Source organism: uncultured Psychroserpens sp., from assembly GCF_947503375.1.
In the GTDB taxonomy this organism is placed as follows: domain Bacteria; phylum Bacteroidota; class Bacteroidia; order Flavobacteriales; family Flavobacteriaceae; genus Psychroserpens.
This window is the reverse complement of the sequence record NZ_CANNDQ010000003.1, coordinates 216,495-238,193: the sequence shown is the minus strand read 5'-3', so window position 1 is coordinate 238,193 and position 21,699 is coordinate 216,495. Positions and strand designations below refer to the sequence as shown.

Annotated in this window: 23 protein-coding genes and 1 tRNA gene; 8 read left to right on the top strand and 16 right to left on the bottom strand. The window is 31.9% G+C overall.

What is annotated here, in order from left to right:
* Window positions 1-3 precede the first annotated feature (3 nt).
* A tRNA-Leu gene (locus Q0876_RS07205) sits at window positions 4-85 on the bottom strand.
* Between the two features lie 196 nt (window positions 86-281).
* Between Q0876_RS07205 and Q0876_RS07200 the strand changes: the two genes are divergently transcribed.
* Entirely contained in the window at window positions 282-1,670 is a 1,389-nt protein-coding gene (locus Q0876_RS07200; protein WP_299225600.1) for a dipeptidase, read from the top strand.
* 7 nt (window positions 1,671-1,677) lie between these two features.
* Here Q0876_RS07200 and Q0876_RS07195 read toward each other — a convergent pair whose 3' ends face one another.
* Complete coding sequence (locus Q0876_RS07195) at window positions 1,678-3,057, bottom strand: M28 family peptidase (RefSeq protein ID WP_299225598.1); 1,380 nt, start codon at window positions 3,055-3,057, stop codon at window positions 1,678-1,680.
* Window positions 3,058-3,182: 125 nt separating this feature from the next.
* Between Q0876_RS07195 and Q0876_RS07190 the strand changes: the two genes are divergently transcribed.
* The 3 genes from Q0876_RS07190 to Q0876_RS07180 all read left to right on the top strand — a co-directional run bounded on the left by Q0876_RS07190 (window position 3,183) and on the right by Q0876_RS07180 (window position 6,736).
* Window positions 3,183-3,548: a BlaI/MecI/CopY family transcriptional regulator gene (locus tag Q0876_RS07190; RefSeq protein ID WP_299225597.1), complete on the top strand. Its 366-nt coding sequence runs from the start codon at window positions 3,183-3,185 to the stop codon at window positions 3,546-3,548.
* Window positions 3,549-3,673: 125 nt separating this feature from the next.
* Window positions 3,674-5,500 carry a M56 family metallopeptidase gene (locus tag Q0876_RS07185; RefSeq protein WP_299225595.1) on the top strand — a complete coding sequence of 609 codons (1,827 nt, stop codon included), beginning with the start codon at window positions 3,674-3,676 and terminating at the stop codon, window positions 5,498-5,500.
* A gap of 135 nt (window positions 5,501-5,635) precedes the next feature.
* Window positions 5,636-6,736, top strand: coding sequence for a DUF4407 domain-containing protein (locus tag Q0876_RS07180; RefSeq protein ID WP_299225593.1), 1,101 nt, complete (start codon window positions 5,636-5,638; stop codon window positions 6,734-6,736).
* Here the strand turns inward: Q0876_RS07180 and Q0876_RS07175 are convergent, their stop codons facing one another.
* The 11 genes from Q0876_RS07175 to Q0876_RS07125 all read right to left on the bottom strand — a co-directional run bounded on the left by Q0876_RS07175 (window position 6,737) and on the right by Q0876_RS07125 (window position 14,642).
* A complete protein-coding gene (locus Q0876_RS07175) occupies window positions 6,737-7,024 on the bottom strand; it encodes an STAS domain-containing protein (protein ID WP_299225590.1) in 288 nt (95 codons plus the stop codon).
* Window positions 7,025-7,212: 188 nt separating this feature from the next.
* Entirely contained in the window at window positions 7,213-8,949 is a 1,737-nt protein-coding gene (locus tag Q0876_RS07170) for a DUF885 family protein (RefSeq protein ID WP_299225588.1), read from the bottom strand.
* A 3-nt stretch (window positions 8,950-8,952) separates the two neighbouring features.
* Entirely contained in the window at window positions 8,953-9,219 is a 267-nt protein-coding gene (locus tag Q0876_RS07165; RefSeq protein ID WP_299225586.1) for a DUF1272 domain-containing protein, read from the bottom strand.
* Between the two features lie 5 nt (window positions 9,220-9,224).
* Window positions 9,225-9,803, bottom strand: a complete 579-nt coding sequence (locus Q0876_RS07160) for an alkylphosphonate utilization protein (protein WP_299225584.1) — start codon at window positions 9,801-9,803, stop codon at window positions 9,225-9,227.
* A gap of 44 nt (window positions 9,804-9,847) precedes the next feature.
* A complete protein-coding gene (locus Q0876_RS07155; RefSeq protein ID WP_299225582.1) occupies window positions 9,848-10,210 on the bottom strand; it encodes an MmcQ/YjbR family DNA-binding protein in 363 nt (120 codons plus the stop codon).
* Window position 10,211: 1 nt separating this feature from the next.
* Entirely contained in the window at window positions 10,212-10,913 is a 702-nt protein-coding gene (locus tag Q0876_RS07150; protein WP_299225580.1) for a hypothetical protein, read from the bottom strand.
* 2 nt (window positions 10,914-10,915) lie between these two features.
* Window positions 10,916-11,524, bottom strand: coding sequence for a DUF4230 domain-containing protein (locus Q0876_RS07145; RefSeq protein WP_299225578.1), 609 nt, complete (start codon window positions 11,522-11,524; stop codon window positions 10,916-10,918).
* Window positions 11,525-11,550: 26 nt separating this feature from the next.
* Entirely contained in the window at window positions 11,551-12,300 is a 750-nt protein-coding gene (locus Q0876_RS07140; protein WP_299225576.1) for a cyclase family protein, read from the bottom strand.
* Complete coding sequence (gene hemW / locus Q0876_RS07135) at window positions 12,300-13,430, bottom strand: radical SAM family heme chaperone HemW (RefSeq protein ID WP_299225574.1); 1,131 nt, start codon at window positions 13,428-13,430, stop codon at window positions 12,300-12,302. The genes Q0876_RS07140 and hemW overlap by 1 nt, the downstream gene beginning before the upstream one ends.
* Before the next feature lie 21 nt (window positions 13,431-13,451).
* Window positions 13,452-14,006: a crossover junction endodeoxyribonuclease RuvC gene (gene ruvC / locus Q0876_RS07130; protein ID WP_299225572.1), complete on the bottom strand. Its 555-nt coding sequence runs from the start codon at window positions 14,004-14,006 to the stop codon at window positions 13,452-13,454.
* A 3-nt stretch (window positions 14,007-14,009) separates the two neighbouring features.
* Window positions 14,010-14,642: a cell envelope biogenesis protein OmpA gene (locus Q0876_RS07125; protein WP_299225570.1), complete on the bottom strand. Its 633-nt coding sequence runs from the start codon at window positions 14,640-14,642 to the stop codon at window positions 14,010-14,012.
* Between Q0876_RS07125 and Q0876_RS07120 the strand changes: the two genes are divergently transcribed.
* Genes Q0876_RS07120 through Q0876_RS07105 form a run of 4 tightly spaced genes read left to right on the top strand, consistent with a single transcriptional unit; the run spans window position 14,633 to window position 18,433 of the window.
* Window positions 14,633-15,643, top strand: a complete 1,011-nt coding sequence (locus Q0876_RS07120; protein ID WP_299225568.1) for a lysylphosphatidylglycerol synthase domain-containing protein — start codon at window positions 14,633-14,635, stop codon at window positions 15,641-15,643. The two genes, Q0876_RS07125 and Q0876_RS07120, sit on opposite strands and share 10 nt — an antisense overlap.
* Window positions 15,643-16,770, top strand: a complete 1,128-nt coding sequence (locus Q0876_RS07115; protein WP_299225566.1) for a glycosyltransferase — start codon at window positions 15,643-15,645, stop codon at window positions 16,768-16,770. Before Q0876_RS07120 ends, Q0876_RS07115 begins: the two co-directional genes overlap by 1 nt.
* 53 nt (window positions 16,771-16,823) lie before the next feature.
* Window positions 16,824-17,696: a hypothetical protein gene (locus tag Q0876_RS07110; protein ID WP_299225564.1), complete on the top strand. Its 873-nt coding sequence runs from the start codon at window positions 16,824-16,826 to the stop codon at window positions 17,694-17,696.
* Complete coding sequence (locus tag Q0876_RS07105) at window positions 17,696-18,433, top strand: Bax inhibitor-1/YccA family protein (protein ID WP_299225562.1); 738 nt, start codon at window positions 17,696-17,698, stop codon at window positions 18,431-18,433. Before Q0876_RS07110 ends, Q0876_RS07105 begins: the two co-directional genes overlap by 1 nt.
* A gap of 2 nt (window positions 18,434-18,435) precedes the next feature.
* Here Q0876_RS07105 and Q0876_RS07100 read toward each other — a convergent pair whose 3' ends face one another.
* The 3 genes from Q0876_RS07100 to Q0876_RS07090 are packed head-to-tail and all read right to left on the bottom strand — an operon-like array spanning window position 18,436 to window position 21,697.
* Window positions 18,436-18,915, bottom strand: a complete 480-nt coding sequence (locus Q0876_RS07100; RefSeq protein WP_299225560.1) for a hypothetical protein — start codon at window positions 18,913-18,915, stop codon at window positions 18,436-18,438.
* A 50-nt stretch (window positions 18,916-18,965) separates the two neighbouring features.
* Window positions 18,966-20,102, bottom strand: a complete 1,137-nt coding sequence (locus tag Q0876_RS07095) for a tetratricopeptide repeat protein (protein WP_299225558.1) — start codon at window positions 20,100-20,102, stop codon at window positions 18,966-18,968.
* A complete protein-coding gene (locus Q0876_RS07090; RefSeq protein ID WP_299225556.1) occupies window positions 20,102-21,697 on the bottom strand; it encodes a M56 family metallopeptidase in 1,596 nt (531 codons plus the stop codon). Before Q0876_RS07090 ends, Q0876_RS07095 begins: the two co-directional genes overlap by 1 nt.
* Window positions 21,698-21,699 lie beyond the last annotated feature (2 nt).

Below are 21,699 nucleotides of genomic sequence, written 5' to 3'. Positions count from 1 at the left end.
TTGTACAGGCGGCGAGACTCGAACTCGCACACCTCGCGGCATTAGATCCTAAGTCTAACGTGTCTACCAATTCCACCACGCCTGCATTTTATTTTTTTTAACACTAATAATTAGGTTAAATCCTAAGTCTAGCGTGTCTACCAATTCCACCACACCTGCAACTTTCCAATAAATATTGGGATGCAAATATAAACAATAGTTTCAATATTCAAATAACTTTAATTAGGAAAAAATAGCGCTCATTTTCGTATTTTTGAATGAATTTCAAAAAACTTCATTTCATGCAACATATCCAATCTTATATAGAAGAACATAAAGATCGTTTTTTAAACGAATTAATTGAACTTTTAAAAATACCTTCTGTAAGTGCTGATCCTGCGTTTAAAGAACATGTATTCAAAACAGCAGATATAATCAAACAAAGCTTATTAAAAGCAGGTTGTGATCATGTTGAAGTTTGTGAAACAGAAGGCTTTCCTATAGTATATGGCGAAAAAATAATAGACACAGAATTGCCTACTGTTTTAGTTTATGGGCATTACGATGTGCAACCAGCAGATCCATTAGAATTATGGCATTCGCCTCCATATGAACCTGTAATTAAAAAAACAGATATTCATCCTGAAGGTGCTATTTTTGCTCGAGGAGCTTGTGATGACAAAGGACAAATGTATATGCATGTTAAAGCTATGGAGTTTATGACATCTACTAACCAATTGCCATGTAATGTTAAATTTATGATTGAAGGCGAAGAAGAAGTTGGTAGTGTCAATCTATCAAAATTTGTAAAAACCAATCAGGAAAAATTAAAAAATGATGTTATTCTAATTTCTGATACAGGAATGATTGCCAAAGATGTCCCTTCGATAACTACTGGATTACGAGGATTAAGCTATGTTGAAGTTGAAGTAACAGGACCTAATAGAGATTTACATTCTGGATTGTATGGTGGTGCTGTCGCTAATCCTATAAATATTATTACTAAAATGATAGCTTCATTACATGATGAAAATAATCGGATCACAATTTCTGGCTTTTATGATAAGGTAGAAGAACTTTCTAAAAAAGAAAGGGCTGAAATGGCAAAAGCGCCTTTTTCTCTGGAAAATTATAAAAAAGCTTTAGATATCGATGCTGTTTATGGTGAAGAAGGCTATACAACTAACGAACGTAATTCTATTCGACCAACACTAGATGTTAATGGTATTTGGGGAGGTTACACTGGTGAAGGTGCAAAAACTGTAATTGCAAGTCAAGCCTTTGCTAAAATTTCGATGCGATTAGTACCACATCAAGATTGGGAAGAGATTACACAATTATTTAAAACTCACTTTGAAAGCATTGCTCCAAAAGGTGTTAGAGTGAAAGTAACACCACATCATGGCGGACAAGGTTATGTTACACCTATTGACAGTATAGGGTATAAGGCTGCTTCTAAAGCTTATCACGATACTTTTGGCAAAACCCCAATACCTCAACGAAGTGGAGGGAGTATTCCTATTGTATCGCTTTTTGAGCAGGAATTAAAAAGTAAAACTATCTTGATGGGATTTGGGTTGAATAGTGATGCCATACATTCACCTAATGAACATTTTGGCGTGTGGAATTATATTAAAGGTATAGAAACTATTCCACTATTTTACAAGTATTTCACTGAGTTAAAGCATTAGAAAGATTCTATTCTTTAACAATTTTATAAGTTCCTGTTTTTTCAGAATTAGTAACTCTTAAGAAATAAACCCCTTTCGTCAATGCTTTAACATTTATAGAAGCTGATGTAATTGAAGGTTTTTTTCGTAATACTATTTTTCCAGTAACGTCAAATACTTCAAAAGTGACAGAGGTGTCGTTAACATTATTTAACTCAACATTAATATGAGAGGTTGCCGGGTTTGGAAATATTTTTATTTCAGTAGCTGAAAATGCTTCTAAAGCTAACGTATCAAAAATAATACAATCACTTATCTCCGTACACAAACCCGATGTGACTTGTACAGCATAGTTACCATTTACGTTAGGCACGAACGACTGATTTGTTTCACCAGAAATAGGCATCCCTGTGTTACAGTCGATCCATTGATAGGATGCCGAAGTTTGATCTGCCGTTAACATGGTTGTCGTTTGTGTAACATTATTATCAACATTTACTAATCCGCCAGCTGTAGCCATATATGCTGTGACCAGTTTTGTTAACTCATGAAAATAAGGTAAATCTATCGAACTAAACCGATCAGCTGACGTATGATAAAATGGTGTTTGGTCATTGGTTTCCCAAGACTCACCAAGTAGAACTGCACTATAATTAAAACTCCAAAAACTAGAATGGTCACTTGAGGCAGTACCAGGATTTACGGTAACCACACTTAAATCAAATGAGTACGTATTAAGTACAGTTATAATATCATTCATCATGTCAACAGAATTCGCAAAATTTTGAACATCAATATCAAATTCATTGTCACCTGACGTTCCAGGGGCATCACCATCATAACCTATCATGTCTAAGTTTAACACGCCTAGTATATTATCGCCATTGTTAAAAGCTTCATTTGCATAAAAAAATGACCCATTAAGTCCAATTTCTTCTTCATCCCATAACGCATAAACAATCGTATTATCCAAACATTGGGTTGATAAAATTCTTGCAGCTTCTAAAACAGCTGCTGTACCTGTAGCATTATCATCAGCGCAGTAATCTGCTACAGTGTCATAATGTGCACAAATAAGATAAATGTTGTTTGGATTGGTTTTACCTAGCTGTGTTGCAATGATATTCCTTCCGTTAGAATCAAATTGCTGATCCGTTATTATAATGTTATCTAATGCTTCAAACTTTTGAACAAGATAATCAGCTGCAATATCATTATTAGCTTGCTGTCTATTTAAGATAGTAACTGTATTGCCATCTACAACAGTAGATTGTTCCCCAGAAAACTCTCTAACGGTCAACGTTAGCTCACTTAGGTCGACTTCGTCAATAATATCTTGAATCGATTGTCCGTATGAATATAATGAACATAATAAAAAGCAGATAATAGTAGTTTTAAACATCTTCATCGTGGGCACTTTTTCTAGTAATTTTTATCAAATATAGTGGATTTTAACAAAATAGATTACGATGAGATTTGCAAATTAAAAATTTTGTTCTACATTTGTAGAGTTAATTCTAAAAATGTAGAATAATGCAATTATCAAAAACTGAAGAACAACTCATGCAATATTTATGGCGATTAGATAAAGCCTTTATGAAAGACCTGCTTGATGCTTATCCAGACCCTAAACCAGCAAACACTACTGTAGCTACGTTATTAAAACGAATGACAGACAAAGGCTTTATCTCTTACAAACTTTATGGTAAATCACGGGAGTACTACCCATTAGTAAAGAAAAAAGACTATTTCTCAAAGCATGTAAACTCACTTATTAAAACATTCTTCAATGATAGTGCAAGTCAATTCGCTTCTTTTTTTACAAAAGAGACCGATATGTCTAAGGAAGAATTAGAAGATTTGAAAGCGCTAATAGACCATGAAATCAAAAAGAAATAACTATGCTTATTTATCTATTAAAATCTAGTGCTTGCTTGGCAATCTTTATGATATTCTATAAGCTGTTTTTAGAAAAAACCAGCATTCATAATTTCAAAAGATTATATTTACTAAGTGTTATATTCTTGGCTTTTATCATTCCAACAATAACATTTATAAAATACGTAGATCCTGTAAAAATTAATTTTGATAATACAATCCCCGTAACAAATAGTTTTACAGATCATACTACACTTCAAGAATTATCAAAAAAAAATTATACTAGATTAATCTTATGGTCAATCTACATCTTTGTATCAGCTATTTTTCTTTTTAAGTTTTGCCGAAATTTATTTCAGATTGTATATAGAATAAAGAACAACCCAAAACAAAGATCAAGAAATTTTATAAATGTGCTAGTGGCAAACTTAACGGTTCCACACACATTTTTTAGCTATATATTTTTGAATAGATCTGGGTTTGAAAACAACGAAATTCCAAAAGAGGTTTTACTACACGAACAAACTCATGCCAAAGAGAAACATAGTGTTGATATCATTATTATTGAGCTTATACAAATAGTTTTTTGGTTTAACCCTCTTATTTATTTACTTAAAAAAGAGATCAAACTCAATCACGAATTTTTAGCCGATAATTCTGTTTTAAACAATGATATTGAAATGTCAACATACCAAAACATTATACTGAGTTTCTCATCAAAGAATTTAGATCAACAATTGGCAAATGCTATTAATTATTCATCAATTAAAAAACGATTTACAATTATGAAAACATCAACATCAAAAACATCAAAATGGATTAGGAGTCTTCTAATCTTACCATTAATAGCTATACTATTATATAGCTTTACTGAGCGCAAACAAGTCGTAAAAGAAATGGGTGCTGCTAAACACAAAACAACTAATTCTGAAGGTGTATCTAACGATTTAATACATGTTTACCAAGAGTTCATTTCAGAATTCAATAGAACAAACAAATTAAATTATCCAGAGTATGAAAGAATGATATCAATATATAATTCAATGTCAGACAAACAAAAGGCTATAGTTGAACCGTATCCAAAGGTCCCAATTTTAGATTTATCAAACACTAAAGCTAAAGCACCTTCTGAATCGCAATTCGAGTCTTGGAAAAATGAAAAAGAATTTGCAATCTGGTTAGATGGCGAACCCATCCAAAATGAAAAATTGAAGTCATTATCAGCAAATGGCATTTCACATTATGTTGGAAGTTTTGTTCATAAAAATGCGCGTAGTGAAGAATTTCCTCAAACATATCAATTAAGTCTGTATACCAAAGAAGGGTTTGAAAATACTTTTCAAAAATCGAAAGTAAATGAATACAGAACATTGTCTCGAGTATATTCAGAATCTATTCAAAACTATTTGCGAGGAGATCAAAAAGACAATTCAGAGTTGAAATTACTCAAAGAACGAATGGATCGTATCTATAATTCATTTTCTGAAAAAGAGCTAAAACAAGGTAATATCTTGCCAGCACCACCTTTGCCTGCAAAACAAGATCCTAAAGTAGTTAAAATTAAAGAAGCGCCTGCGCCTCCTAAACAAGAACCAAAAGCGGTTAAAATTAAAGAAATTCCTGCGCCTCCTAAAGCACCACAACCAACTAGAATAGAGGTTGTGGAAGTACCAAACCCACCAAAAACACCTCAACTAAAAGAAGTAAAATTGACACCTCCTGAACCTAAGTCTCCTTTGAATTTTATAACAGATATGACCAAGAAGAATGCGAAGTTTTATTATAAACTAAAAGAAATTTCATCTGACAAAGCTATTCAGCTAATCAAAAAAAATGATAAACTTCATATCAATGCTCAAAAAACAGATACAAAACAACCTATTATCTATATGTCTAACAGGCCTATTCATGTAGGTACGAAAGGTGATCCTATTGAAGTTATTGAAATAAAGGAAGTTAAAAAGAAAAACTAGATTAAGATTACTAATTATTATTGGCTATACTTGACCTTTCAGTAAAATCTGTAACTGAAGGGTCTTTCTATTAAAAAATGTAACAAAACAAGATTTTTTGCGTTCTAATAGTTTATCAATCAAAATCTAATCATCATGTTAAAAAGGTTTTTTATTATTTGCTCAGGCTCTGATACAGATATTTTAGAGCATTGTTCTATAGGCGAACAAAATAAGTTTGCAGGTATAGGTGCTACTGTTTTTTTTACTGCAGTCATGGCTTTTATAGCATGTAGTTATGCACTTTACACTGTTTTTGATAACATATATACTGCTTTAGGATTTGGGTTTGTTTGGGGATTATTAATTTTCAACCTTGATCGATTTATTGTTTCTACGATTAAAAAAAGGAACAATATTATTGATGAGATCATTCAAGCATCACCAAGATTGATATTAGCAGTTATTATAGCAATTGTTATTTCTAAACCATTAGAACTCAAAATTTTCGAAAAAGAAATCAATCAGGTTCTCTTAGAACAAAAAAATGAATTAACACTAGCAAATAAAACACAAATCGCCCAACAATTCACGCCAAATGTAGAAGCGCTTGAAAATGAAATTAAAGCACTTCAATCACAAATAATCACTAAGGAAGCAGAAGTCAATGCACTTTATGATACTTATATTTCTGAAGCAGAAGGAACGGCTGGAACAAAACTATTAGGAAAAGGTCCTGTTTATAAGGAAAAAAGAGAGAAGCACGATGCTACTTTATCTGAACTGCAACAACTCAAAGCAAATAATAGAACAAAAATTGCAACTAAAGAAAATCAAATTGCACAACTAAAAACAGATTATGCTACGCAAGTAAAGACCTCACAACCAATCATTGACGGGTTTGATGGTTTAATGGCTCGAGTGAATGCATTAGGAGAATTACCTTGGTTACCATCGTTATTTATCTTGTTACTATTTCTTGCAGTAGAAACATCTCCTATATTTGCTAAACTTTTATCTCCAAAGGGCGAATACGATTTAAAACTTGAAGACGCTGAAACCGCTGTTAAGACATGGGTAGAGCAAAAAGTAAATGAGAGAAAGGTTCTTTTGAAAACAGATCAAACACTAAACAATAAGATTTACAATGATATTGCTGAAGAAGATGAGCTCTACAATTACAAGCGTAAAAAAGCTAGAGAATTAATGCAATTACAGGCAGACGCTTTTTTTAATCATCAAAAAAATGCACTTTGATTAAGCTGCAGTCTCTTGTTCTTGAGCTTTAAAATGATCGTAAAGTTCTTTACACCCCAAACCAATGATTGATAAACGCTTTTGTCTTACAATAGATTCATTGTGAAGTTGAGCAATAGCATTAACACCATATCTATCTATACTACTTAGGTCTTCGATACTAATAGTAATTGTGCTTGATGTATCAAAAATATTTCTGAATTTACTCTTAAATAGGTGAATATTTCGTCTATCTAAAGCGCCTTTAACTTTGAAAAAGTTATTTGTGTGTGTAATTTCTAGGTTCATAATAACATGATTTAAGGTTGATCTAACTGTAAATTTTAGTGCTATTAATCATTTTATTATGATATAAATATCTAAAATTATTTACAGCTCATGCTATATTTTCGACTAAATGTATAATTGGTTAGATTTCGATTATAAATGGCTTGTTTTATTCGATAAAAAACACATAAACAGTAATTTACATTACTTTATTTAGCTTTTATATTGTTAATATATCGATCGATTCTATCTTCTAAAAGCGCAAGCGTTACTGTTCCTTGGCTTAAAATCACGTCATGGAACTCTCTAATATCAAATCTAGCACCCAGCTCTTTTTCAGCTTGTTGTCTTAGCGCCCTAATTTTCAATTCACCTATTTTATAAGAAAGTGCCTGTCCTGGCCATGAAATATATCTATCAGTTTCTGTATTAATTTCGTGCAAAGATAACGCCGTATTTGAAGCCATGTAGTTTATAACTTGATCTCGTGTCCATCCTTTTGCATGAATCCCGGTATCTACAACTAGCCTACAAGCTCGCCACATTTCGTAAGTAAGTTTCCCAAACTGTTCATAAGGTGTCGTATACATTCCCATTTCTTCGGCTAAAAATTCGCAGTATAGTCCCCATCCTTCACCGTAAGCTGACAAATATAGATCCCTTCTAAATTTTGGAATACTATCGCCTAACTCATTGTTTAAACTCCCTTGTAAATGATGACCTGGAACAGCCTCATGAACTGTTAATGATGGCATCGTATACAATGTTCTACTAGACAAATCGTATGTATTAACCCAGTAATATCCTGGATCTGTACTTTCTTTTTCAGTACCAATGTAACGTCCAGTAGTATATTTTGGAGCTATAGCTTCAGGTACAGGTGCCACACCGTAAGGCTTGCGTGGTAACGTTTTAAAAAATCTTGGTAATTGTGCATCTGCTCGTTTTGCCATATCACGAGCAATCATTAAAAGTTCTTCTGGTGTTTCAGCATAAAATTGTTTGTCAGTTCTTAAAAAATGAAAAAAATCTGCAAAGCTTCCTTTAAAATTCAAATCTTTGATGATGGTTTTCATCTCTGATCTGATACGCGCCACTTCATTAAGTCCGATTTGATGTATATCATCTGCTGTATAGTGTGTGCTTGTTGTGTAAAAGTTAATTCTATTTTGATAATATGCTGCTCCATTAGGCGTTTCAGAAACTCCTATACTCGTTCTTGTTTTTGGTAAATACTCAGTCTCAAAAAATATTTTTATACGCTTAAACTGAGGGATAACATTGCTTTCTACTGCTAACCTAGCAGCATTTAACACAGAGTCTTTTTGAGTTTCATTTAAATCATTTGGTAAGTTTTTAAATGGCGAATAATAAAAACTATCTTCAACATTATCTACAATGTGCATATCGTAAGTAGACTCATAACCGTTAAAGATAACTAGTGGTTGTGATACTCCTTTTTTCAAACCTTCTCTTAAGTTAACCAGGTTTTGAGATACAAATTCTGGAATTGCATTTAATTTGTTCAAATAGATTTTTACTTGATCGTAGTTTGTTAGTGGTCTAACTTCATACGTCAAATTACTATGAAAACCTGAATCTGACAGCAACGGATTAAGATAACCTTCAAACTCATAATAATCTATGCGATCTTGTAATACAAATTTTAAAAGCGGTAATGAAATTTGTTCTGTTTCACTAAGTGTTTCTTTTTTAATTTTTGAAAGTTCTTCTAATGTAAACTTAGCAAACTCAGCTTCAGATTTATAATACGCCTCAGTAAAAATACCCAATGGATATTGTTGTTTATCGTAACCTTCATGAACTTCGTAACTGTCAATAATAAGTTGTAATTGTTTAGATGGTGAATTTACTTCTGCTTTTTCTTGACACGCAAACAGTAAGGTAACACCTAAACCTATAATCAATGCTCTAATGTATGACATGATCTATTTGTTTTTTAACCGTTCTTGATGTTTAATCACATCTACTGGTTTATGGATTATTAGTGTTGATGGTGGATATTTCTTTAGTAGAAGCTCTGGTCTAATTGGTCGATTTTCAAAACCGCCTCCACAATTAGGACACACATACTCTAAGACAGACACCACACAATCTTTACAATAAGTACACTCAAAGGTGCATATCATAGCCTCTTTAGAATCAAAAGGCAGAGGCTTATTACAATTTTCGCAACTTGGTCTTATTTCTAACATAATTCCTACAGTTTCTTTACATATTGTGTGATGATGACAATTTGTTGCCCATCGACTTTACCTTCAATATATTCAGCATTTTCTCGATCTAATCTAATGTTTCTAACTGCAGTACCTTGCTTAGCAACCATACTTGAGCCTTTTACTTTTAAATCTTTTACCAAAACCACTGCGTCACCAGATTCTAGAACAACACCATTAGAGTCACGATGAATGATCTTATTAACTTCATCTTCATGTTCTCCAGTTGCTCTGGCTAGACCCAATGCTTCATCATTGAGGTACATCATATCCAAAAGATCTTGAGGCCAACCTTCGCTACGAAGTCGTTGTAAAATTCGCCAAGCCATTATTTGCACTGCAACATGTTCGCTCCACATGCTATCATTTAAACATCTCCAATGGTTTGGATTCATCTCTTCGCGCTCTTCTATTTGATCTTTACACGTATTACAAACCAATAGATCATTAGCTACATTTTCATTTAATGATGGTGGAATGGTATATTGAGACAACCTATCAGTAGCTGAACATAGTTCACAACTGTTGTTGCTTCGTTCTTGAAGTGTTTGTAGTACACTCATATCGTTTGGTTTTTTGCAATGATAGGTAAATTTCTTTAGCTACTTTACAATAATGAATCTCTCATTTTTTTGGTCATTCCTTTTACTACCATTTCATAAGAATGGTCGATCAATTCAAAAATTAGTTTTGTGGCAAGCTCTCCTGTATGAATATAAACACTATTCCATTGCTTCTTATGCATATGATAACCTGGTTGAATACTACTATAGGCTTCTCTCAACTCTACAGCATAGTTGGGATCACATTTTAAGTTTATAAAACCTTCACCTTGTTCCCACTTATTCAAAGAAGCCAAAGCAAACATTTTTCCAAGCACTTTAAATACCAACGTATCTTGATCAAAAGGGAAATGCTCTGTCACTTCCTGTTTCTTCATACAGTAATTTCTGTAATCTTCAATATTCATCTTAGTAGCAATTAGACACCTCTTCAGAATTTATAGTGTACATGTTTAACAAAATATCATTCATGGTTAATAATTTTTCCCATAACCGCATAAACTCAACCATTTCATCATAGCCTTCAAAGAGGCTTCCATTAATAAATGCATTTACCCATTTTCTATTATCATCGTTATAACTATCTTGTAATTGATATAATTCTTCAAGCGCTGTAATACATTCAAAGTCTGTAAGATTCAAAAAATTGGTTTGTTTATAAGACTCCCAAATGATATTATTGAGATCTAGAATCACTAATTTAGAATCTACATTTAAAGTCATTTCGCCTTTTACTTTTACCTTGTTTTTGTCATTTGGAACCGCTTCAACAGTTATATCTGTGACGATGTCTTTAGATTTTTCTTTGAACTTGGAAACGGAGTCTTTTGAAATGTAAATCTCATAATCTTCATTCATTCTTGAAAACACATAACTCGCCTTTTTAAACATGATTCGACTTATTGAATCATAGGCTTTTAAAGCATTATCATTCTTTTTAAGCTCTTGTTTAACCATATCAAAAGCTATTTCTTGATCATCTTCTAATTTTTGTGATTCATTGTAATTTGTTAAATACAATCCAATGATAACACCAATCATCGTTGACGTAAGGGTTATTACCCAGTTACTTTTTAAAAACTTTGAAATTGATAATCGCTTTAGTTTCATTACTAGTTTAATTTTTTTGGTGCGCTCTCTTCTATTTTTAATGCAGAATAATCTAGCGTCCACCCAATGGTTTCTACAATAGCTTCAATAAGCAATACCGATTCTAAAGCCTCTTTTTTAGCTATTTCATATAACCCACTTTCTGGTACTTTATTCATGATATGAAGCTTAGCTTCATTATGCAATTCAGTTAAGTCTGAAGCTTCAAACTTATTGAACATACCGTCCTTTTTATCATAGTAATTCAAATCGGTTTCTATAGATAACACTTCGGGTTGCGGAAAATGAAATAATTTAACCGTTTTCGTTTTCACATTAGATTCAAGTTGAATCTTTGACAAATCAAATCCAACATGTGCTTTTGCATTTATGACTACTAATGCCTTTTTTCTACTAGTAACCAATTTTAAAAACCGTTCTTTAACATCCTCATAGTGATATATTTCGGCAAAATCACCTTCAACTGTTATAAATTTGCATACTTTTTTGATTTTATCTAGTAGAATGACTGATTGAGAATTGGTTCGCTTTTTTACTTTTAATTGTTTAACTAAGGTAACAATTGCTAAAGTGACCAATATGCTAATAATAATGATAAAAAATGTTTCCATAATTGTGTAATAGTATGGCTAAAAATTTAAGCTATAATCTTATATAAAATAGGTTTACTTGGAGATGCATCGTTTTCAAAAGGCGCTATTTGCAGGTTTAACATGTATGATCCATCCTTAATTTTATTTTGAACATAAATAAATTCAGTAATCGTACAGTCTTTACGAAGCTTATCTTTAAAACCCCAAAATGCTTTATGGGCTCGCAATTCACCACCATCATGTTCTCTATCTATACTTGGCAAGTCAACCAATAAATGTTTTATTCCTTTATTGACCAAAAACTCAATGGCTTCTTCTTTAAAATATGGCCAGTTCGTATTTGAATACTGTCTTGACAGTTTTTCTTTCATATTAGGGAGTGTTCTTACAACCAATGCTTGAGGGCGTTTTTTATCAATAGCAAATTGTAATTGCGCTTTAGAGAACACATAATCCTTAAGAAATTTTTCTGGTGCGAGAGAAATCACTTCAGCAGAAAAGAAGAAGGTCTTAAGTTGTTTATTTACTGAATAAAATTCTTTAGTTATATGACCAATACATTCTGTATGTGTGCCATGTGCATGCGGATTGAACTTTATGGTATTAAAATTAACATCGGCACCTTGAGCCACGCTCCCAATCCAATCATCTAATTGTACAGGTTCAATCTTTGGCTCGTCAATATACCAAGCATTTACATTAGATTTTGATGCTCGCATTGGTATAGAAATATCAAGCGGTTTTGATAAATCTATCTGTATCTTTTTAGAATTGTATTGTATCGTTGTTAGCATTATAAATTAAGCTTAAATAAATCTGAAGCAATACCATCGCTCAAAAATTTTCCTTTTTTAGTAACCATTAACTTTTCACCATCAATATACAATAAATGTTCATTTATAAAGGGCTGTGATTGTTGCAAAAGATATTTTTTATATGACATTCCAAAATCTATTCCAACTTTATCTAAAGATACGCCCCAAATGGTTCGTAAACCAGTCATGATATACTCATTATATCGATCTGTAGTTGTTAATGTTTCTATTTCAAGTGGAAGTGTTCTATTTTCTATGGCCTTTATGTATTTTGAATTATTGCGTACATTCCAGCTACGTTGAGAACCATTAAATGAATGCGCAGATGGGCCAATGCCTATGTACAATTTACCTTGCCAATATGCAGAATTGTTTCTACTGAAGAGCCCTTCTTTACCAAAATTTGACAATTCATAATGAATAAAATGATTTACTTCTAAAGTCTCTATAAGCATATGAAATTGCTCATGTGCCTTATCGTCATCGACATTATTGATGATTCCCTTTTTTATGAAACGCTCTAATGCTGTTTTAGGCTCTACAGTTAACGCATAGCTTGAAATATGTGGAACCTGATACGATAATGCAATCTCAATATTCTTTTGCCAACGTTCGTTACTTAATCCAGGAATGCCATAAATTAAATCAATAGAAATATTATCAAAGTATTGATTTGCTTGAGCTAAAACGGTTCTAGCTTCTTGGGCATTATGAGCCCTATTCATCAACTTTAGATCTGCTTCAAAAAAAGATTGGATGCCAATACTCAATCTATTTATAGGTGAAGTTGATAAACTATGGATTTGCTTTTCAGAAAGATCATCTGGATTTGCTTCAAGCGTAATCTCAGGATTAGTAGACACTTGGTAATTATAATAAATGGTATCAATTAAAAACTGAAGTTCCTTGGTGTTCAAAAGGCTTGGTGTACCTCCTCCAAAATAAATAGTCTCTACAGTAGTTGCTTTAAACTCCTCTTTACGTAATGTAATTTCATCGGCTAAAGCTTTTACCATAGCATCCCGTTTTTTCAAAGACGTGGAAAAATGAAAATCACAATAATGACAGGCTTGTTTGCAAAATGGTATATGTATGTAAATGCCTGACATTAAAGAAAAATAGTCGTAAAATTATTTCTTAACACGATTCTCATTTTTTTTTACAAAACTTGCCCAACCAGAATAACTTTTACCAACTTCTATTCGACCTTCGTTATAGAAGTGACAAACAGCTGCTGCTAAACCATCAGTAGCATCCAAGTTTTTGGGTAACTTCTTTAAATTCAATAAATTTTGAAGCATTTTAGCCACTTGCTCTTTACTGGCGTTTCCATTACCTGTGATGGCCATTTTAATCTTCTTAGGCGAATATTCAGTAATTGGAATTTCACGTGATAGTCCTGCTGCCATAGCGACACCTTGAGCACGACCTAATTTAAGCATACTCTGGACGTTTTTTCCGAAAAAAGGTGCTTCAATAGCTATTTCATCTGGATGGTAAGTGTCTATTAATTCAATGGTGCGCTCGAAGATAAGTTTCAGTTTCAAGTAATGATCTGAGTACTTCTTAAGATCAAGTTCATTGAGTTGGAGAAAAATCATCGTTTTACCTTCAACTCGAATAAGTCCGAATCCCATAATAGTAGTTCCAGGATCAATACCCAATATGATTTTTTCTTTATTCATGCATTAACAATATTGACACCCACTTATTGAAAACGTAATTCCAAAAGTTAGTGTTAAAAGGTTACCATTAAACGATCCAAGACCTTCGGTAATGGGATCAAAATCTTTACCTAAGCCAAGTACATAAGACACATCTGTATAAAGTGACATGCGTTCTGACAATCCGTAATGCACTTCAAAGCCAGCCATAACATTTAGAAAAGATATGTTATTATTTGCAAAGTCACCTAAAGGTTTAACAAACGTAAAACCTGGTCCAGCGTGAGTAACCAAACCTACACGTTGTGGTAAGAATGCTATTGACTCTGTTGGGTCGTACACGAATTGAGCATTTATTCTCGAATAATTAACTTTAAATTCTGGTGAATCATTTGCATTAGAAAAGCGATTAAACCCAAAATCTAATTTAGCGCCAAACTGTTGTTTAAACATGCGTTGAATACCAAGGTTAACAGTAGGAAAATTGATTGACTGTGCTTCAAATTCTTCAACAAAACCAGATTGTGACGGGCTGTTTACACCAACAGCTACTTGTGCTTTCCATTTATTGGTTTCTTTTTGTGCAAATGAAAACACACCTACCAACAGTAATATTATCAATACATTAGGCTTTTGTATTTTAAAAATTGAAATCATATCATTTTAATGGTTTATTTTGTACTATGCATTTTGGTGGCCTTCCTTACAAAACTAAACAATTCTTTCTTGTACTTATTAAATTAAGTATTGTAGTTGGTGCATTTTATTTTATTTATAAAAAACTTGTTGAAAATGATAATTTAGATTTTTCTACATTTCTTCAGTTTTTAACTGAAAACAATGTTTTTTCAATCAAAAACCTTATTTTTTTGTTGCTTTTAACCTTTTTAAACTGGTTTTTAGAAATATTAAAGTGGAAGGTGTTGGTAAATTCTATTAAAAACATTTCCATTAAAAATGCAATGGAGCAAAGTTTGGGAGCCTTGACTGCATCTTTATTTACACCAAACCGAATTGGTGAATATGGCGCCAAAGCTATATACTATTCTTTTGAAAAACGAAAACCCATACTGTTATTAAATTTAATAGGTAATACCATGCAAATGCTTGTCACAATTAGTTTCGGCATTATTGGGTTAAGCATACTTAACTCTAAATACGATTTGAATATTGATTATTTTAAAGCCTTTCGCTTTTTAATTATAGTCGTAATTATCATTTTATTTACCTTTCTTGGATTGAAACAAAGCAAACTAAAAATTAGAGGGTTTTCAATAGAAAAACTCAAAAATTTCTATAGAAGTATTTCAACAAAAACTAAGGCTTTAGGTATTTTATTATCAATGATGCGTTATCTGGTATTTTCTTTTCAATTTTACTGTTTTTTACGATTTTTTGGAATCTCTGTAAGCTATTTCAATGCGATGGTAGTTATTTCTTCTATGTACTTTTTAGCTTCAATTGTTCCATCGATTTTTATTTTTGATGTGGTTATTAAAAGTAGTGTTGCTGTTTATTTATTTTCAATTGTAGGTGTGAATGAATTCACTACATTGAGTATTGTAACTTTAATGTGGCTATTTAACTTTGTGCTACCAAGTTTATTTGGAAGCTATTATGTGCTCAATTTTAACCTCCCTAACAATCACAATCAATAATGCTTTCTGTAATAATAATTATTCTTATCATCTTATACCTTGGTTTAATTGGTGCTTTTATTTATGGTTTTGACAAAGTGAAAACAACAATTATTATTGATTATGAATCAACAACCTGCTTTAGTGTTATTATTCCGTTTAGAAATGAAGCAAAGCATCTCCCAAAGTTATTAGACTCCATCTTAAAAATAGACTACGCTTTTGATAAGTATGAACTTATTTTTGTTAACGATTCATCTATGGATCATTCTGTAAAATTAATCCAAACCAAGCTTGGCAAAACCAATATAGACTTTACTATAATTAATAACACAAGACTAACTAATGCACCTAAAAAAGACGCGATTACTAAAGCAATAAAACACTCAAAGTATAACTGGATTATAACTACCGATGCCGATTGTTTACTTCCAAAGTATTGGTTGTTTGCCTTTGATTCTTACATTCAAAACCATGATGTTAAATGTGTTGCTGCTCCAGTAACATATTATCAAACCAACACCTTCTTTAAAAAGTTTCAATTGCTTGATTTCTTGAGTCTACAAGGCGTAGGTATTGGTGGTTTTGGTATTGATAAACCGTTTTTATGTAATGGTGCTAATTTTGCATATGATAAATCGGTGTTTGTGGAGTTAAATGGGTTTGATGGCAATACACACATCTCTAGCGGAGATGATATTTTCTTATTACAAAAAGTAATAGCCAAGTATCCAAAAAGAGCTCATTATTTAAAAAATGATAAAGCAATAGTTCTTACTTCAGCTCAAGAAAATTTTAAGGAATTAATTTCACAGCGCGTTCGTTGGGCTTCCAAAACAACTAGTTATAAAAATTGGTTTGCGAAATTTATTGGTCTTAATGTTTTATTGATGAATGCTCTGGTAATAACTGTGCCTCTTTTAGTTGTTGGAGATCTTATTGCAATAAATATTTTTGCTTACTTATTAGTTATTAAGTTTAGTATTGATTTTTTATTGCTATTTAAAACGGCTCGTTTTTTTAAACAAGACATGCATCTGATGACATATTTTCTAAGTTGCTTCCTCTATCCTTTTTTTACTGTTTATATTGCTTTTATCTCTGTTTTTAGTGAGTACAAATGGAAAGGAAGAGCCTATTCAAAATAGTAGTATCTCATTTATTTTTGTTAGATTTACAAGAACAACAACCCAATATCCTAATGAAAAAAATAATCTGTACTTTATGTTTATTTATCTGTTTCTCTTTCTTACGAGCACAAGAGAATTATACAGTTAATGGCGAAACTTTAGCACTTAAAACTGAAGTTGAAGGCCAGTTAGATCTACTATGGAATATTATTGATGGTAACTATCGCTATTTTGTAAGAACTGAAGACGACACTATTACCGAGCTCAAAAACACGAAAGAAAACAAACGGTATCAAGAGGAGTACAAAACACTTCTAAATGAATTGACAAATGGCACCATGTCTACGAAACGATTGAATTTAACACTATTCAGTCTTAAAGAGTTTATTGACAAGTATAACTCTAGTGTTGATGATAATTATGAATCTACAGCAAAACGAAGTAGAATACAATTCAGAATTGGTGTTTTTGGCGGTCTTACAAATAGCCCATTTATCTCAAATCCTGACAATGAAAAGACACCACTATTTGGTGCTGAATTAGAAGTATTAGAGGCAGAACGCATTTCAAGACATGCGCTCTTTATACAATTGCGTCATGTTTTAGAACAAGATGATCTTATGTATTCTACTACAGAGCTATCTTTGGGTTATAGATTTAGAGTAATTAATAAAGAAAAGTTTAGTTTGTATGGCAATGTAAAAGTTGCTACAGTTAATTTTTCTAATGCAACTCTAGTTACTGAAACCAATGGCAACATAACTAGCGAAGATATAAATGAAACAGCTTTTGATGTTCCTCTTATTTTTGGTATTGGAGCCGATATAAATGTTACTAAGAATAGTTTTATCACATTAGCTTACAATGAACTGTTTGCAATTTTAATTGACAATCAAGGTAATTTTTCAACAGATTTCTCTATAGGTTATAAATTTAATTTATAATGCGGTTATCAAATTACAAAACCAATAACCCTGTTTTTTCGGGTTACTTCTGGGAAGGCAACAATCGGTCTTCTAAAAAAATGACGGTTACAGGTATTTTTGTAAAATCGTTGTTTTGCATTCTAATCATCGCTGCTATTACTGCTTACATATGGAAATTGAATGAAAATGGCTTGCCTGTAAAATGGTTTACTCTAGGTGGCATGTTAGCAGCAATCATAATAAGTGTAATTATATCTGTAAAACATAAATGGGCATCTACACTTGTCCCGCTTTACACGATAGCAAAAGGCTGTTTTCTTGGAGGTTTTTCAGCATATGCGCATAAGAATTTCCCAGACTTACCTTATCAAGCAATTGGTGTTACTATTGTTACCTTTTTTGTTATGCTCATCTTTTACCAAACCAGAATCATTATCATAACAAAAAAATTACGAAGTGTTATCATCACTGCTGCCGCTAGTATCATGGTCGTATATGTAATTGCTTTAATTTTAAGCTTCTTCGGTATTCAAAGCTATATTTGGAATACATCTTGGTTTGCTATTGTGTTTAACTGCATTGCAGCAATAGTGGTTTCGTTTACACTATTATTAGATTTTGACTATATAGAACGCTATAAAAATAAAGTACCAAAACATAAGGAATGGCTTGCTACTTGGGGACTTTTAGCAACGCTGATATGGTTATATGTAGAAGTTTTACGCTTGATGCAAAAACTAGCAATTAGGTTTTAGAATTATTCTTCAACTCTAATAATTACAGGTAAGTTAAACTGAGTTGTTACCTGTTGACTTCGCTTTATGGCTGGATAAATTTTTGGTAGTGAATCTAAACTCTGTTTCAATAAACTGTCTAGTTCTGGAATTTCTTCTTTTGTAAGTGAATCACTTTCTATAGCGTGTATTGAAAAATGACCTTGATTATCGATAATAACCTTAAGTATTACGGTATCTTCTATGGTTTGTGAGACAACGATTTGATGTTTTGATAGATTCGTATTCAAAATCGTTCTTAAGGTATTTTCAAAACAATGACGTTTATTTTCTTTGCCAAGAGTAGAATCGCAGGAAGCAAATGTTGGGTATTCATCTACATCGTTCCAGTTAAATGCTTGCAGCTCTTCTTTCAAAATATCTTCAGTATATACTTTTTTCTTATCGAAGTAATCGCAAGACCAAAAACTTAAAAGTAAAAAAATAAGTGATAGACGTTTCATTCAACTTAACTGAAACTGAAAAGTACAATTTTTTTAGTTATTGTAGAAGATTACTCTTTTGACTTGCTGAATTTTTCTTCTTTTAGTTCAGTCAATCGACTTTTTGCAAAACTCTCAAATGGTGAATTAGAATAGGTTTTTATAAACGTTTCATATACCTTAATCTTTGCATCTATATCTGAATAATACGAGTCTTTAGTTGCAACAATAAAAAAAGCAGCACTCGCATTTTCTGGATTCTCTTTTAGTGCTCTATTAAATGCTTCAATGGCTTGCTTGTGTTTTTTTTGTCTATTATAAATAATCCCTAGTTTTTGATATTCGTGGTCTAAAGCTACATCTGTTAGCTTTAAAAATTTAATCATATACTTTTCTGCATTTTCGTAATCTTTTAGCTGTTCATAATAAGTAGCAATAACAAACATGGCTTTGGCATTTTTTGGGTTGAATTTTAGCGCTAGTTTACGCTGATTGATTGCTTTTTCAAATTCATAATCTTCAGCATAAATAATACTCAGCTTTTCATGTATAAATTCTGATGACTCACCTAGATCTATCAATTTGTTGAACCAAATTTTGGCTTCTTTATAATAATCTTGGTAATAATAATTTTGTGCCTTTAAATTGATAAGTTTTACATTATTTTCATAAGTTTCCAAACCTTTATCAATATAATTATGTGATAACTGATGCTTTCGTTTTTTAAGAAAATACTTTGCAATTTTATATATAGTCTTTTGGTGTGTTTGATCTAAATCATAAGCCAATTTAAATCTATTAATAGCTGTTGAATCATTTATACGCTCTAATACCAAACCCATTTCATAATGGTAATTAGGGTTCTCATCATCGATAATAATCAAATCATTGAACATGTCTAATGCAAGCTGATACTTTTTAGTACTCGAAAGTAATTTGGCGTATTCATATTTTGTTAATGCATCTTTTGGATAAGCATCGACACTTAATTCGTAATACTTTAAAGCTTTAGAGTGGTTGCCAAGAGCTACATAAGACTTAGCAATCTTATGGTACACATTTGTAGGCTTATTATATGATTTATAAAGTGTAATCGCTTTACTATAATTCCCATGAGCAAACAGACTATCTGCAGTAATTAAAACTGAGTTTTGAGCATCTGTATTGCAAAATGATAAAAGTAATAGAACTATTAAAAATCTTTGCATTAATTACTATCTGAATTTACTTGAAAAAGTATGGGTAAAGAATAGTTTACAACTACCTTTTCTCCTCTTTGTTTACCTGGCACAAGTTTTGGCAACATTGAGATAACACGCTTAGCTTCTTCTTCTAATTTTGGATGTGGAGCACGTGCTTTTATGTGAGTTACTTTACCATTCGTATCTATCTTAAAAATAACACTAATGCGTTGCTTACCTTCTAGGTTAAGTGCTGTTGCTAAATTTGTATCAAAATTCTTATTGACAAATGATGCCAAGCTATTAGTCATGCATCTTTTACGCTCTTTGTTGGTGCTTAAATCCATACATTTTGTAAATGTTGGTGTTTCTTCAACAATTGAAAATGGCACTTCTTCTCCACCGGAATAGGCTTCGGTTTCTACTACTTCGGTATCAGTATCATTGACTTCGCTTGATTTAAAGTTTATAAATGATTTGTATCCTGTTCCATCTGGAAAACTGACTTCAATTTCAGAAAATCCACTAGGCACTTGCTCGCTAATTGAATGCACACTGTAGGATATGGTTTGCGTTGAATGGTTGATCTCGCTCCAACTCACATAATCAGGATTTGCCTTAAGAAATGCTTCATATTTGTTATGAATTTCTCTTATCTGTTCTGACATTTCTTCATCTTGGTTTAATGAATAACTAAACTGATCTAAATTCACAATTGTTTCTTCAATTTGCTCTGATACCTGCTTCTCACAAGACACATATATGAGCATACTAAAAATAAATGGTATTACTAAAATGTACTTTAATATATTGATTTGCTTTGATTTTGTTTTGTTTAACATAACGATTCGTTTTTTGATTATTGATTTTTTAAAAAATGGATTGACAAATGAAAAATTCTTGGTCTCAAAAACTTGAGCCATTAAGTTATTATAATAGGTGCTTTTATTTTGAGTCTTTACTGCTTTTGCGTCTGCTATGTATTCATGTAACATGGCGATTCTGTTTTGATATATATATACTAATGGATTAAACCAGAACACGATACGGAAGATCTCAAAAAGCAGTAGATCTAATGTGTGCTTCTCTTTTACATGTATCATTTCATGTTCTAAAATTGTTGCCTTGTCTTGTGAGGTTAATTTTTCACCTAAAAAAACATAATGAAAAAATGAAAATGCAGCTGTACTATTAATCAGATTAATGATTAATAACTTCCCTTTCCAACGTTTTGGATATTTATAGACCAATACTGTAAGCTTATAGATTTTAAATGCTAGTACAAGTAAAGCGATACACATACCAATAATCAGGACTATATTTAAAATAGGTGTCGGTTCGGATTGAGCAGTAATCCCAGCCAAATTGGCTACTTCAGGATCAATTGAGCTTTTTTTACCTGTATTACCTATAATAACTTCTGGTAATCGAACAATAAGTTCATCAGACATGATAGCTTTTATTTGCTTTATTTTTATGAATGGAATACTAACAGACAATAAAACTGTAACAATTAAATACGCCCTATTCCAGTTAAAAAAGGTTTCTTTACGCAGTAATAAATCATAAACTATCAAAAAGCCTAATTGAAAAAATATAACTTGTAGTATGTAGTGTAACATTT

Bases quoted from the DNA above. Each gene is read 5' to 3' on its own strand.
- Q0876_RS07200 (WP_299225600.1), top strand. From the start codon at position 282: ATGCAACATATCCAATCTTATATAGAAGAACATAAAGATCGTTTTTTA.
- Q0876_RS07180 (WP_299225593.1), top strand. From the start codon at position 5,636: ATGTTAAAAAGGTTTTTTATTATTTGCTCAGGCTCTGATACAGATATT.
- Q0876_RS07105 (WP_299225562.1), top strand. From the start codon at position 17,696: ATGCGGTTATCAAATTACAAAACCAATAACCCTGTTTTTTCGGGTTAC.
- Q0876_RS07145 (WP_299225578.1), bottom strand. From the start codon at position 11,524: ATGGAAACATTTTTTATCATTATTATTAGCATATTGGTCACTTTAGCA.
- hemW (WP_299225574.1), bottom strand. From the start codon at position 13,430: ATGTCAGGCATTTACATACATATACCATTTTGCAAACAAGCCTGTCAT.
- ruvC (WP_299225572.1), bottom strand. From the start codon at position 14,006: ATGAATAAAGAAAAAATCATATTGGGTATTGATCCTGGAACTACTATT.
- Q0876_RS07190 (WP_299225597.1), top strand. From the start codon at position 3,183: ATGCAATTATCAAAAACTGAAGAACAACTCATGCAATATTTATGGCGA.
- Q0876_RS07170 (WP_299225588.1), bottom strand. From the start codon at position 8,949: ATGTCATACATTAGAGCATTGATTATAGGTTTAGGTGTTACCTTACTG.
- Q0876_RS07095 (WP_299225558.1), bottom strand. From the start codon at position 20,102: ATGCAAAGATTTTTAATAGTTCTATTACTTTTATCATTTTGCAATACA.
- Q0876_RS07175 (WP_299225590.1), bottom strand. From the start codon at position 7,024: ATGAACCTAGAAATTACACACACAAATAACTTTTTCAAAGTTAAAGGC.
- Q0876_RS07115 (WP_299225566.1), top strand. From the start codon at position 15,643: ATGCTTTCTGTAATAATAATTATTCTTATCATCTTATACCTTGGTTTA.
- Q0876_RS07195 (WP_299225598.1), bottom strand. From the start codon at position 3,057: ATGAAGATGTTTAAAACTACTATTATCTGCTTTTTATTATGTTCATTA.
- Q0876_RS07090 (WP_299225556.1), bottom strand. From the start codon at position 21,697: ATGTTACACTACATACTACAAGTTATATTTTTTCAATTAGGCTTTTTG.
- Q0876_RS07110 (WP_299225564.1), top strand. From the start codon at position 16,824: ATGAAAAAAATAATCTGTACTTTATGTTTATTTATCTGTTTCTCTTTC.
- Q0876_RS07160 (WP_299225584.1), bottom strand. From the start codon at position 9,803: ATGAGTGTACTACAAACACTTCAAGAACGAAGCAACAACAGTTGTGAA.
- Q0876_RS07100 (WP_299225560.1), bottom strand. From the start codon at position 18,915: ATGAAACGTCTATCACTTATTTTTTTACTTTTAAGTTTTTGGTCTTGC.
- Q0876_RS07140 (WP_299225576.1), bottom strand. From the start codon at position 12,300: ATGCTAACAACGATACAATACAATTCTAAAAAGATACAGATAGATTTA.
- Q0876_RS07150 (WP_299225580.1), bottom strand. From the start codon at position 10,913: ATGAAACTAAAGCGATTATCAATTTCAAAGTTTTTAAAAAGTAACTGG.
- Q0876_RS07125 (WP_299225570.1), bottom strand. From the start codon at position 14,642: ATGATTTCAATTTTTAAAATACAAAAGCCTAATGTATTGATAATATTA.
- Q0876_RS07165 (WP_299225586.1), bottom strand. From the start codon at position 9,219: ATGTTAGAAATAAGACCAAGTTGCGAAAATTGTAATAAGCCTCTGCCT.
- Q0876_RS07155 (WP_299225582.1), bottom strand. From the start codon at position 10,210: ATGAATATTGAAGATTACAGAAATTACTGTATGAAGAAACAGGAAGTG.